This window comes from Photorhabdus akhurstii (assembly GCF_019090985.1).
GTDB classification, from domain to species: domain Bacteria; phylum Pseudomonadota; class Gammaproteobacteria; order Enterobacterales; family Enterobacteriaceae; genus Photorhabdus; species Photorhabdus akhurstii.
Window position 1 is genome coordinate 411,251 of sequence record NZ_CP020335.1, and the last position, 12,301, is coordinate 423,551.

Here is a 12,301-nt window from a genome sequence, read left to right on the forward strand (position 1 = left end):
ATTTAGCGCTCCAGTTTCAGCCATTCGACAATAAAATCAGCCACCTGTTCAGGCTGATTGATATTCAATTGTGGCAAAATAGTCTCCAGTTTTTCATCACTGGCAATAGCAATTACATGTTGATCAAGCAGATCGCTTAATCGGTGGTTAAGAGTGTTGCGGTATAGAACGATCTTATTGATTGGTTCATCTTTAAAACCTTCCACTAGAATCAGATCCAGTGAATTTGGATCAAAACGGCTGGCAAGATAGTTCAAATCTAATTCCTGCAAATCTGGCGTTTCCGTCATTAATGCCCAGCGTTGCTGGTTGGCAACCAGAGTTTGCTCTGCGCCAGCTTTGCGCAGCTCATAACTGTCTTTGCCCGGTTTATCCACATCCATATCGTGATGGGTGTGTTTTATCAGACCGACCCGGATTTGCCGCTGACGTAATAGTGGGATCACGTGTTTGAGAAGTGTTGTTTTTCCTGTTCCGCTATAGGCTGTTATACCCAGTAGCGGAAGCGGTTTTGTACTCATTTTCTGATCTCCTGTATATGCTCCCAATGTTGGCAATCTTCCGGTGTGTTCAGATTAGTAAAGACGATGGGATTATCATCAAACTGAACCGCTGTCGCTTTGATCTTATGCATAAACAGTATCAATTTGCGCTCACCATCAGCCAGATAATTTTCTAATTGAGAAAAAAGACTGCGGTGTAGTAAAGCGATGGTAGGGTGAGCTCGGTTGCTATCATTTACGTAGGCTGCTAATGCTTGCTGTTTTCCTTGCCATAAGCGAGTGACCAAATCAGTGGGGAGATTTGGTACATCACAAGGAACAAACATAACCCAGTCGTGACTAGCTGATTTTAGGGTTGTCAGCATTCCTGAAAGGGGGCCAGAGAAGTCTGGTGTTAAATCTGGAACAATTTGATAACCACTTTGTCGGTAAATATCCAGATTGCGGTTGGCGTTGATAATTAATTCATCCACTTGTGGAAGTAGCTTATCCGCAATATGTTGATACAGTGGTTTTTTATTTAAAAAAATTAACCCTTTATCATTGCCGCCCATACGGGTGGCGCGACCTCCTGCAAGGATCACTCCGCTTATTTTTGGTTGCATAATGTTCAAGTTATCAACTGAGGTAGTTATCAACGCTAATATAACCTCTTTTAGCTTGATTATTTGGGCTCAGCCACGTGTTTTTAAAATAGGAGCACGGGATAACTTGCTGATAAAAGAGTCATCTTTACGCTTATTGACAGAGCAATCCTTTCTCTAGGCGGTCATCCCTGTTAATTTGTATAGGCTTTATTTGTGAGGGATTCGGTATGCAATGTCATTTATCTGTGTTGGATAATGGCTGAAATAAGGATTACAAGTGGATTTCAAACTGCGCTATTGTGTGCCGTGGCGTTATTACAGATTAATCAAGAGAATAGAATGTGCTAGCAAACCAGTCTGCTTTTAATTTCCGGGAGTTAACGCCGGATTTGATTATGGATGCATTGGTGCAGACCGGGCTGTATGTCGATTCCGGGCTGACAGAATTAAACAGTTATGAAAACCGTGTTTATCAGTTTACGGATGAAGATCGTAAACGTTATGTTGTGAAATTTTACCGGCCACTACGTTGGGACCAGCAGCAGATTCAGGAAGAGCACGATTTTGCTTTGGCGTTACAACAGGCTGATTTACCTGTTGCGGCACCTTTGGTATTTAATAAGCAAACTTTACTGACGTTTAAGGATTTCTTTTTTGCCGTTTTTCCAAGCATTGGGGGGCGTCAGTATGAATCCGATAATCTCTTTCAGTTAGAAGATGTAGGGCGTTTGCTAGGGAGAATTCATCAGATTGGCTGTCGACAAAAATTCACTTCTCGTCCAACTATCGGGTTAAATGAGTATCTGCATCAACCACGACAAGATTTGGCTGCATGTGAGTTGGTTCCTGCGGGACAGAAAAGGCAATTTTTGGCAGTATTGGATGATTTGATAGATGTCGTAGCATCATATTGGCGCGATGATTGGCAAATATTGAGGCTTCATGGTGACTGTCATCCGGGTAATATCTTGTGGCGTGACGAAGCTTGGTTTGTTGATCTTGATGATGCGCGTAACGGTCCGGCAATTCAGGATTTATGGATGTTGCTTCATGGCGCTCGTCAGGAACAACTATTGCAGTTAGATACACTGTTGGAAGCCTATAGTGAATTTGCAGATTTTGATCCAAAGGCGTTGTCATTGATAGAGCCATTACGTGCCATGCGGATGGTCTATTATTTAGCATGGGTTACCCGACGTTGGCAGGATCCTGCTTTCCCTAAAGCATTTCCTTGGATGACAGATACCGATTTTTGGTTAAAACAGACGTTACTTTTTTCTGAACAGATTAAGCTGTTGCAGGAACCACCTTTGCAGCTTAACCCGATGTATTAATGTTTATCATGGAGATAGTTATGAAGAAGTTTTGGTTAGCTTTAGTCGGAATGGTGATGGCATTTAGCGCATCTGCCGCCAATTTTACAGAAGGAAAACAGTATGTTGAATTGAAGTCGCCGGTGGCGGATCAACCACCGGTGTTAGAATTCTTCTCTTTCTATTGCCCCCACTGTTATCAGTTTGAAGAGATTTTTAAAGTTCCTCAGACGGTGAAACAGCATTTACCGGAAGGGACAAAACTTGTCCGTTATCATGTGGATTTTTTAGGGCCACTGGGTAAAGAATTGACTACTGCCTGGGCTGCGGCAATGGCAATGGGGGTTGAAGACAAAGTGACTCCAGTGCTGTTTGAGGGTATTCAGAAAACACTGGCTATTAAGACTACGAATGATATTCGCAATGCCTTTATCAAAGCTGGGGTGACGGCTGAGGATTATGATGCTGCCATGAGTAGTTTTGTGGTGAAATCCTTAGTTGTTAAGCAGCAAAAAGCCGCGCAGGATTTGCAACTGCGAGGTGTACCGGCAATGTTTGTTAACGGCAAGTATATGGTGAAAAATGACGGCATTGATGCCTCTTCTGCTGATAATTATGCAAAATCCTATTCAGACGTTGTTAACTTCCTGTTAAATCAGAAGTAATGTTGATGGTGCTGAAATAGAATGACGTAAGCATGTGCCGGAGTGAGAACCTTTGGCACAATGTGTGTCAGAAAGACTTGCATGTCAGAAAGACTTTTTTGTAAAACAAACTCTGGTTATATCCACAACTCTGTGATCTATAAGACAATATGACAGTTTAATGACTAAGATTATAAGTCATTGATTTTTTACCTGAGGTTGATAAGCTTTTTTTATCAACGATCAATAGCTAAATAAAACTTGTAATATCTATACACAAAGTTATCCACAGAATTTATAGTAGAGTGTGAATATCTGAATCGGGTTTCAGCAAAGAAAATTCACATAAAATTCGTTTCCTACTTCTTGCTGTGGCATCCTAGTTCCTTATCACACCCGTAATAAATACAGATAATGAAGAAGATTTATGGCTCAGATAGCAGACAATCCCCTGATTTTGGTTGATGGCTCCTCATACCTTTATCGTGCTTATCATGCTTTCCCTCCGCTGACGAATAGCGCAGGAGAGCCGACCGGAGCCATGTATGGTGTATTGAATATGCTACGCAGCTTGATAATGCAGTATAAACCAAGCCATGTAGCGGTGGTATTTGATGCTAAAGGCAAAACTTTTCGTGATGAATTGTTCGTTGAGTATAAGTCTCATCGTCCTCCGATGCCGGATGATCTGCGTACTCAGATAGAACCGCTACATCAGATGGTCGAAGCTATGGGATTACCATTGCTGGTGGTGCCAGGAGTAGAAGCTGATGATGTTATCGGGACTTTGGCGTTACAAGCAGAAAAAGAGGGGCGTGCGGTACTTATCAGTACTGGCGATAAAGATATGGCGCAACTGGTAACGCCGAATATCACGCTTATCAATACCATGAATAACACCATCTTGGGACCGGAAGAAGTCGTTGAAAAGTATGGTGTGCCGCCAGATTTGATTATCGATTTTCTGGCATTAATGGGAGACTCTTCTGACAATATTCCTGGCGTACCTGGGGTGGGAGAAAAAACCGCACTGGGATTACTGCAAGGGATTGGTGGCATGGATGATATCTTTGCCAATCTGGATAAAATTGCCGGGCTTAGTTTCCGTGGGGCGAAAACGCTGGCGGATAAGATGGTGCAGCATAAAGATGTCGCTTATCTCTCCTATCAACTGGCAACTATCAAAACCGATGTTGAGTTGGATAAAACCTGCGTTGCTTTGTCAGTCAAAGAGCTTGATACGGAGAAGCTGCATCAGTTGTTTTCTCGTTATGAGTTCAAACGTTGGTTAAGTGATGTGGCAAACGGCGATTGGCTGGCAGAGAAAGGCAAAAAACCGGTATCCACTGGTAATGATGAATCATCTCCGACGGAAGATAAATCTGTTGCGGCCACACTCTCTTCTGATAATTATCAGACTATTCTTGATCAGAAAAGCTTTGATGAGTGGATTGAGAAACTGAAAAAATCGCCGGTTTTTGCTTTTGATACTGAAACTGACAGCCTTGACACTTTGACTGCTAATTTGGTGGGAATGTCATTCGCGATTTCTGCCGGCGATGCGGCTTATCTACCTCTAGGCCATGACTATCTGGGCGCGCCTGAACAACTTGACAGAGAAGTTGTGTTGGCTGCATTAAAACCGCTGCTTGAAGATAGTAACCTGCTGAAAATTGGTCAGAATATTAAGTTTGATCGTGGCGTGTTGGCGCGTTACGGCATTGAACTGCAAGGCATTGCTTACGATACCATGCTGGAATCTTACGTACTTAATAGCGTTGCAGGCATGGGTCGGCATGATATGGATAGCTTGGCTGAACGTCATTTGAATCATAAGACCACGACTTTTGAAGAGATTGCCGGTAAAGGTAAAAATCAGCTTACTTTTAATCAGGTCCCGGTGGAACAGGCCGCAATGTACGCCGCAGAAGATGCAGATGTTACTTTATTGCTGCATCAGGCTATGTGGCCGCAATTGGAGAAAGCGCCGACGCTAGAAAAGGTATTTCTGAAAACAGAAATGCCACTGGTCATGGTGCTTTCCCGTATGGAACGTACAGGTGTGCTAATTGATGCGAATATTTTGGCTGAGCATTCAAAAGAGATCACAGCCCGTTTGGATGAGTTGGAAAAAGAAGCACATGAATTGGCAGGTGAGGTTTTCAATCTGGCTTCGCCAAAACAGTTACAGGCGATATTGTTTGAAAAACTGCAATTGCCAGTGGTAAAGAAAACGCCGGGCGGCGCTCCATCTACGAATGAAGAAGTGCTGGAAGAGTTAGCGGATAATCATGTGTTGCCGAAAGTGATTTTGGAGCATCGTGGGTTGGCAAAATTGAAATCCACTTACACCGATAAATTACCACAGATGGTCCATCCGCTGACCAAACGGGTGCATACTTCCTATCACCAAGCGGTAACGGCAACCGGGCGTCTCTCTTCACGTGATCCTAATTTGCAAAATATTCCTGTCCGTAATGAAGAGGGCCGCCGCATTCGTCAGGCATTTGTGGCACCTGAAAGTTACCGGATTATGGCCGCTGACTATTCTCAGATTGAGTTGCGGATAATGGCCCATTTATCTCAGGATCAAGGGTTGTTGAAGGCTTTTGCTGAGGGGCAAGACATTCACCGGGCAACGGCGGCGGAAGTCTTTGGTTTGCCACTGGAACAAGTAACCAGTGAGCAGCGCCGTAGTGCCAAAGCGATTAACTTTGGTTTGATCTATGGAATGAGTGCATTTGGCCTTTCCCGTCAGTTGGGTATTCCTCGCGGTGAAGCTCAACGCTATATGGATCTCTATTTTGAGCGCTATCCGGGGGTATTGGCGTATATGGAGCGTACTCGTAAACAAGCGGAAGAGCAGGGTTACGTTGAAACGCTGGATGGCCGTCGTCTTTATCTGTCAGATATCAAATCTCGCAATGCCATGCGCCGTAAGGCAGCAGAACGTGAAGCTATTAACGCGCCGATGCAGGGAACTGCGGCGGATATCATCAAAAAAGCGATGATTGCGGTGGATGACTGGATTGTCAGTGAAGCGCCGAAAGTTCGTATGATTATGCAGGTTCACGATGAGCTGGTATTCGAAGTCCATGAATCAGAACTTGAAAATGCAGAACAGAAAATTCGTGAATTGATGGAGAAGAGTATGGTGCTTGATGTTCCACTGAAAGTAGATGTAGGTATCGGTGACAATTGGGATCAAGCGCATTGATATTTTGAATTAACAGTGATGGCTGAGCTGTGTATTTGGCTCAGTCTTTTTTGAACTGTTCACAATACACAGCAATGTTTAATAGCTCTGCTAATCATAGTCACCATGAGCTCTGGTGTCACCGCCTCCCCAAGCTACTCTCTTGCCATTTTCCCGTATGGCTATAAATGCCAATTGTGTTGCACTCAGGCTAATAATATCTTTCAATTTGGCAATTTCGGGTGGCATTCTTCCGCCTAAATAAAGATCTCCCCAAGAAACCACACTGCGATCTTCCCGCAGAGCTGCGAATGCTCCACGTGTTGAACTCAGGTTGACGATATCTTGTAGTTGGGCAATTTCAGGTGGGAGCTGACCACCATAATTTTCATCTCCCCAGGCAACTACGCTATGGTTTGCCCGTAGAGCTGCGAATGCACGGTTAGTTGCACTCAAGCTGGTGATATCTCGCAATGCAATAATCTCAGGGGGGATTAGGCTGCCATGATTGTCACCGTCCCACCAGTAAAAGGGGCTTTCCCAAGTGATTACACTGCCATTTTGTAATAACATGGCGGTTACTCTTTCATTGGTGACAATATAGCTATTATTATGATCAATGTTACTTTCATTACTATATCTTGCAGATTTACAGTATTGTTTTATAAAACTATCGTCAGTATTTATATCTGGTGAAAAATCATTAGGTTGATTCATATTACTCTCCTGATAAGGTCGTATCGGATTTACCTTTGCCCATAGGGAGTTTGTTGCCGTGAAACCTGCTTACCCTTACGGGCTAAGTTGAGGTGCAGCTTTCGTTTAGGGATATTAATGGTTTTCTTATTTGTGATGAAAAAATAATGTCTAATAGCCAGCTAATTATATTCTCCATGTTCTAAAAGATCTCCTCCGCCCCAGCCGACTCTCCGGCCGTCCACCCGCAAAGCTGAAAAAGAAGTGGCTGTTGAATTCAGACTGACAATATCTTTTAATTTTGCGATCTCGGGGGGAACATAACCACCATGTTGTCCGTGTCCCCAGGCGACTACACTACCGTTTGCTCGCAGTGCTGCAAATGCCCCCTCTGTTGAACTTAGGCTGATGATATCTTTTAGTTGAGAAATCTCGTATGGAATTTGAACTCGATTATCCTTACCCGAATCTTCCCAGCAAACTATGCTACGATTTGCCCGCAAAGCTGTAAATGCATCTGCTGTTGTACTCAAGCTGACAATATCCTGTAGTTGGGTAATATCGGGTGGGATACGGACATTATGATCCGGAAGTCCCCAGGCAACCACACTACGGTCCGCCCGTAGCGCCGCGAATGCTTGATTTGTCGTACTCAGACTGACAATATCGTTCAGTTTAGCAATTTCGGGTGGAATTCTACTTCCCAAGGCAACTACGCTACGGTCCGCCCGCAGCACCGCGAATGTATAGTGAGCTACACTTAAGCTGACGATATCTTTTAGTTGGGCAATTTCGGATGGGATATTACCACTATAACCCAGATCTCCCCAGGCAACCATGCTACGGTCTGCCCGTAAAGCTGTGAATCCCCGTCCTGTTGAACTCAGGCTAACAATATCCTGTAGTTGGGCAATTTCGGATGGGAGATTACCACCGGAACTCAGATCTCCCCAGGCAACTACGCTACGGTTCGCCCGTAGCGCTGCGAAAGCAGAAGTTGTTGAACTCAGGCTGACGATATCTTTTAGTTGGGCAATTTCGGGTGGAATTGTACTTACCAAGGCAACTATGCTGCGGTCCGCTCGTAGCGCTATGAAATAAAAAGGGGTTGAACTTAGGCTGACGATATCTTTTAGTTGGGTAATTTCGGGTGAAATTGGGTTGATATATCCCCAAACAACCACACTACGGTCCGTCCGTAGCGCTGCGAAAGCATAAAGGGTTGAACTCAGGCTGACGATATCCCGTAGTTGAGCAATTTCAGGCGGAATATAGCCGCCAAACATTGTATTCCCCCAGGCGATGACTCTGCCATTTTTCAATAGCATGGCAGTTGCTGAGAGAGTAGATGCAATCACTCTGTTATTGCTGTCGAATGAATATTTTTTCCAATAAGCTTCCCAATTATCTTCAAGTGTATATCCTCCCCAAGAAGAACTATTATCATTACTTGTATTCGGTGATGAGTTATCATGTTGGTTCATATTGCTCTCCTGATAAGGTTGTATTGGATTTACCTTTGCCCGCAGGGAGTCTGTACAGTGAAACTTACCCTTTGTGGGCTAAGTTATATTGCTACTTTAATTAAGTAATATTAATTTGTTAATGTGGAAAAGTGTAATAAGAAAAAGCTATCAGATGATTGTATGGCTGATATATTTTTGCAAAACAAAGCTCTCATGAGCTGTGATATTATGTTTGGTATTTGTTTAAGTATTTGAAATAAAACAAATTGTATCCAGTTTATTCGTGTTTCCCTAGTTTTCTAACTGGGGAGATACAACGATTGTTTCTAAATTAGATTTTTTTGTTTTAACGTTATTTTAGTTTATTCATTTAAATAATACTTATATAAATCATCTTTCCTCCCTACGCATAAGTTTCGAATTCATCGTTAATAATGACTTTTTTGCATGGCAACTAAGGATCAGATAAATCATATAAATTTCTTCTTTTGAGTCATCCTCACATGTTTTTACCCTGATATTATCTCGGAATATCTGTGGTTCTATGTGATCCAATTTCAATCCTGGTTTTGGCTCTTATGGTTTCTCCTTCTTTGACCGATATCTTGTAGCTGGGTAATTGCAGAATGAAAGGGTAGATAAGTGTAATGTGAAAAGGTTACTTGGCGGTTTTAAGTTCATGTATTGCTGTAAAGTCAACATAACTAATGTAATATTTTTTATACTCATTAGTACTGATTTGTTGTCCATGTAATGCATATTAGATCCAGATCGCATAAATATGTAATTAAACTACATTTAATGGCGTCAAAATGAACAAAATTACCGGCTGAATCGAGGTAATTTCTGAAAATAAATTACAAAAAGGCTTTTTCTAAGAAATAAAATAGGGTAGAGTTATTGGCGTAGGGTACAGAGGTAAGATGTTCTATCTTTCAGACCTTTTACTTCACGTAATCGGATTTAGCTGAATATTAGCTGCCCCAGTCAATTTTGACTGGGGCATTTTTTTCAACTGAATTTAACACGTAAGTGTATAAAGAAAGGATGGATTAACTATGGTTTTCAACTTGAACGGCTTTCTGGCTGAACCATATATCCAATTTCTGTTGTAGTTTATCGATACCGATTTTTTTCGGGGTCGAGAAATATTCCACTTGAATATCCCCATTAAGCGCCAGTAGGGCGTCACGAACTTTATTCAGTTGACTTTTACGGGCGCCAGACGCCAATTTGTCGGCTTTAGTCAACAACACCATAACCGGTACCTGCATTGCAACTGCCCATTGGATCATCTGCTGATCAAGATCTTTCAATGGGTGACGGATATCCATTAGTACGACCAGTCCGATCAGACATTCGCGTTTTTGCAGATATTCACCCAATGCTTTTTGCCATTTGCGTTTCATCTCTTCCGGCACTTCGGCATAGCCATAACCCGGTAAGTCAACCAAGCGAATACCTTCTTCTACTTCGAATAGATTGATGAGTTGAGTTCGGCCAGGGGTTTTACTGGTACGGGCGAGGCTTTTCTGTTTTGTCAGAGCATTCAGAGCGCTAGATTTACCTGCATTTGAGCGACCGGCAAACGCGACTTCAATGCCCATATCTTGAGGCAGATGGCGAATATCAGGCGCACTCGTGATAAAACGGGTCATATGATAGTTGTGGTTTTTGATGGTCAAAATGATTATCTCCCTGAGAAATGCACTGAATATATGGCAAAGGAGATTATACCGATAGCCACTGTTGGTTGACAGGATTAAAAATAATGACATATTTCTGATGGGTTGAACCAAGCTTACTATTTTGTTATCGATGGTGATCCGGTTTGTGAAATAAAATCTAACCTATTATTGAAAGGATAAATTTTTCTTTAAAGCCCCCGTCGATTGATAGCGTAAATGTAGGTAAATATTGAGCACGATGTTGAAGAGATTATTAGAATTGATTTAATTTGTGTTGTTGACCTTAATAATATAGGAACCCAGAATGTTTAAACGTATTTTAGTAGCACTTGTAACTGCATGTTCTCTGAGCGCAATGGCGCCTCTGGCTTTGGCTGTGGGAGAAACCTATGTGAAGCTGACCACAACGGAGGGTAATATTGAACTGGAATTAAATGACCAGAAAGCACCAATTACAACGAAAAACTTTATTGAATACGTCAATGAGGGTTATTACAACAATACAATCTTCCATCGGGTAATCCCTGGATTTATGGTGCAGGGTGGCGGTTTTACCAAAGATTTGCAGCAGAAAGCGACTAAAGCCGCTATTAAAAATGAGGCAGATAATGGACTGCGTAATTTACGCGGAACTATCTCTATGGCACGTACCGCCGATAAAGACAGTGCGACCAGTCAATTCTTTATTAATGTAGCGGATAATGCTTTCCTTGATCACGGTCAGCGTGACTTTGGTTATGCAGTATTTGGTAAGGTCGTAAAAGGCATGGATGTTGTGGATAAAATCTCTCAAGTCAAAACGGGAAACGTTGGTCCATATCAGAATGTACCGGTTAAGCCTGTCGTTATTCTATCTGCGGAGATTATTCCTTAATTTTATTATCTTGATTGTGGTAGTTTCTAGTTAACTCTCATCAGATTGAAAAACTGGCCTGCATTAAATGAAGGCCAGTTTCGCCGTTATTCATACATCTTTTGGGTAAATTCTTTATTTACTTCGGTTTGTGGATAATATCTGTCTTTGTAACATTTTTTCTCTTTACTCTCACAATGTACCCCATTACTTAAAGTGTAAGATGAAAAGTCAATATATTGCCCATCACCAAACTCTTTTTTCAGGCGTCCTGCGGCTTTTTTCCCTAAATACCTTTCGGTTAATTTTATCGATACCCCTTGTTGATCAGCGCAATATTTTCCTTTTTTATCACAAACCACCCCTTTTTCCGGGAAGAAAATGTTGGCAGTTTTAGTCACAGCCAGCGTGGAGAAGGACAGTAAAAAAAGAGATGCTATAATCAGTTTTGTCTTCATAACAATTACCTTTACTTATTGAATATCAAAATAGAGCCTATGTTTTGTAGGGTATGAGAGTAGGTTGATTGAGGAAAAAATAGCCATCTATTTTGTTATACTATGCTACAAATATTGATGTGCTATGATAGCCGCCCCGTTGTCGCGAGGCCGTTTTACCTGGAGCCATGTTGTGCAGGATAAACAAATTGCAGGAGTGGCAGGGCAACAAATACAGCGATAAAAATGAGTAGGATAGACTCCTATGTTACTAATAATAGATAACTATGATTCTTTTACATATAACTTATATCAATATTTTTGTGAATTGGGTACAGATGTTTTAGTTAAGCGCAATGATGAATTGCAACTTGAAGATATTGAGAGGTTGATGCCTACTCATTTGGTGATTTCCCCAGGCCCTTGTACCCCAAATGAAGCCGGAATTTCTCTGGCGGCGATTTCTCATTTTTCGGATAAATTGCCGATTCTTGGTGTTTGCCTTGGGCATCAGGCAATTGGGCAGGCGTTTGGCGCCAGCGTGGTAAAAGCCAGGGAAGTGATGCATGGAAAAACTTCTGCTATTCACCATAATCAGCAAGGTGTGTTCAAAGGTCTTAACCGGCCATTAACCGCGACGCGTTACCATTCATTGGTGATTGCCGCAGAGACATTACCGGCCTCATTTGAAGTCACCGCATGGAGCCAGCATAATGGCAATGTCGATGAAATTATGGGCATTCGTCATCGCACTCTACCGTTGGAAGGGGTACAGTTCCATCCTGAAAGTATTCTCAGTGAACAAGGTCACCAGTTACTGAGCAACTTTCTGAGATATTAACCAGATATCGATAATTTCTTCATTTATCCACCTTTTTCATTTGCCCATCTTTGATTTTTTATGCATATTCAGTGATT

Annotated in this window: 12 protein-coding genes; 6 read left to right on the plus strand and 6 right to left on the minus strand. The window is 42.2% G+C overall.

Annotated elements, in window-relative coordinates; translation table 11 throughout:
* Positions 1-2 precede the first annotated feature (2 nt).
* Both mobB and mobA read right to left on the minus strand, forming a co-directional pair.
* Complete coding sequence (gene mobB / locus B0X70_RS01760; RefSeq protein ID WP_217470743.1) at positions 3-521, minus strand: molybdopterin-guanine dinucleotide biosynthesis protein MobB; 519 nt, start codon at positions 519-521, stop codon at positions 3-5.
* Positions 518-1,108: a molybdenum cofactor guanylyltransferase MobA gene (gene mobA, locus B0X70_RS01765; RefSeq protein ID WP_217471651.1), complete on the minus strand. Its 591-nt coding sequence runs from the start codon at positions 1,106-1,108 to the stop codon at positions 518-520. Before mobA ends, mobB begins: the two co-directional genes overlap by 4 nt.
* A gap of 323 nt (positions 1,109-1,431) precedes the next feature.
* Here mobA and B0X70_RS01770 point away from each other — a divergent pair, with 323 nt between their 5' ends.
* The 3 genes from B0X70_RS01770 (at position 1,432) to polA (ending at position 6,264) form a co-directional block, all read left to right on the plus strand.
* Positions 1,432-2,424: a serine/threonine protein kinase gene (locus B0X70_RS01770; RefSeq protein ID WP_217470744.1), complete on the plus strand. Its 993-nt coding sequence runs from the start codon at positions 1,432-1,434 to the stop codon at positions 2,422-2,424.
* Positions 2,425-2,444: 20 nt separating this feature from the next.
* Entirely contained in the window at positions 2,445-3,068 is a 624-nt protein-coding gene (gene dsbA, locus B0X70_RS01775; protein ID WP_217470745.1) for a thiol:disulfide interchange protein DsbA, read from the plus strand.
* A 406-nt stretch (positions 3,069-3,474) separates the two neighbouring features.
* The gene (gene polA, locus B0X70_RS01780; RefSeq protein ID WP_217470746.1) at positions 3,475-6,264 is read left to right on the plus strand and encodes a DNA polymerase I; all 2,790 of its coding nucleotides are present in this window, start codon (positions 3,475-3,477) and stop codon (positions 6,262-6,264) included.
* A gap of 90 nt (positions 6,265-6,354) precedes the next feature.
* Here the strand turns inward: polA and B0X70_RS01785 are convergent, their stop codons facing one another.
* Both B0X70_RS01785 and B0X70_RS01790 read right to left on the minus strand, forming a co-directional pair.
* Positions 6,355-6,960: an RCC1 domain-containing protein gene (locus tag B0X70_RS01785; protein WP_217470747.1), complete on the minus strand. Its 606-nt coding sequence runs from the start codon at positions 6,958-6,960 to the stop codon at positions 6,355-6,357.
* Between the two features lie 161 nt (positions 6,961-7,121).
* Positions 7,122-8,423 carry an RCC1 domain-containing protein gene (locus tag B0X70_RS01790; protein WP_217470748.1) on the minus strand — a complete coding sequence of 434 codons (1,302 nt, stop codon included), beginning with the start codon at positions 8,421-8,423 and terminating at the stop codon, positions 7,122-7,124.
* Positions 8,424-9,328: 905 nt separating this feature from the next.
* Here B0X70_RS01790 and spfP point away from each other — a divergent pair.
* The gene (gene spfP, locus B0X70_RS26075; RefSeq protein ID WP_438361642.1) at positions 9,329-9,376 is read left to right on the plus strand and encodes a small protein SpfP; all 48 of its coding nucleotides are present in this window, start codon (positions 9,329-9,331) and stop codon (positions 9,374-9,376) included.
* 81 nt (positions 9,377-9,457) lie between these two features.
* On the opposite strand, the gene yihA is transcribed toward spfP, so the two are convergent.
* Entirely contained in the window at positions 9,458-10,090 is a 633-nt protein-coding gene (yihA, locus tag B0X70_RS01795) for a ribosome biogenesis GTP-binding protein YihA/YsxC (RefSeq protein WP_036813461.1), read from the minus strand.
* A gap of 307 nt (positions 10,091-10,397) precedes the next feature.
* On the opposite strand from yihA, the gene ppiA reads away from it, so the two are divergent.
* Positions 10,398-10,967 carry a peptidylprolyl isomerase A gene (gene ppiA, locus B0X70_RS01800; RefSeq protein WP_217470749.1) on the plus strand — a complete coding sequence of 190 codons (570 nt, stop codon included), beginning with the start codon at positions 10,398-10,400 and terminating at the stop codon, positions 10,965-10,967.
* An 86-nt stretch (positions 10,968-11,053) separates the two neighbouring features.
* Here the strand turns inward: ppiA and B0X70_RS01805 are convergent, their stop codons facing one another.
* Positions 11,054-11,404: a YcgJ family protein gene (locus B0X70_RS01805; RefSeq protein ID WP_036780235.1), complete on the minus strand. Its 351-nt coding sequence runs from the start codon at positions 11,402-11,404 to the stop codon at positions 11,054-11,056.
* Between the two features lie 244 nt (positions 11,405-11,648).
* Between B0X70_RS01805 and B0X70_RS01810 the strand changes: the two genes are divergently transcribed.
* A complete protein-coding gene (locus B0X70_RS01810) occupies positions 11,649-12,224 on the plus strand; it encodes an aminodeoxychorismate synthase component II (RefSeq protein WP_040149023.1) in 576 nt (191 codons plus the stop codon).
* Positions 12,225-12,301 lie beyond the last annotated feature (77 nt).

Coding starts and splice junctions, on each gene's coding strand:
- dsbA (WP_217470745.1), top strand. CDS start 2,445: ATGAAGAAGTTTTGGTTAGCTTTAGTCGGAATGGTGATGGCATTTAGC.
- B0X70_RS01810 (WP_040149023.1), top strand. CDS start 11,649: ATGTTACTAATAATAGATAACTATGATTCTTTTACATATAACTTATAT.
- mobA (WP_217471651.1), bottom strand. CDS start 1,108: ATGCAACCAAAAATAAGCGGAGTGATCCTTGCAGGAGGTCGCGCCACC.
- polA (WP_217470746.1), top strand. CDS start 3,475: ATGGCTCAGATAGCAGACAATCCCCTGATTTTGGTTGATGGCTCCTCA.
- B0X70_RS01805 (WP_036780235.1), bottom strand. CDS start 11,404: ATGAAGACAAAACTGATTATAGCATCTCTTTTTTTACTGTCCTTCTCC.
- B0X70_RS01785 (WP_217470747.1), bottom strand. CDS start 6,960: ATGAATCAACCTAATGATTTTTCACCAGATATAAATACTGACGATAGT.
- ppiA (WP_217470749.1), top strand. CDS start 10,398: ATGTTTAAACGTATTTTAGTAGCACTTGTAACTGCATGTTCTCTGAGC.
- B0X70_RS01790 (WP_217470748.1), bottom strand. CDS start 8,423: ATGAACCAACATGATAACTCATCACCGAATACAAGTAATGATAATAGT.
- mobB (WP_217470743.1), bottom strand. CDS start 521: ATGAGTACAAAACCGCTTCCGCTACTGGGTATAACAGCCTATAGCGGA.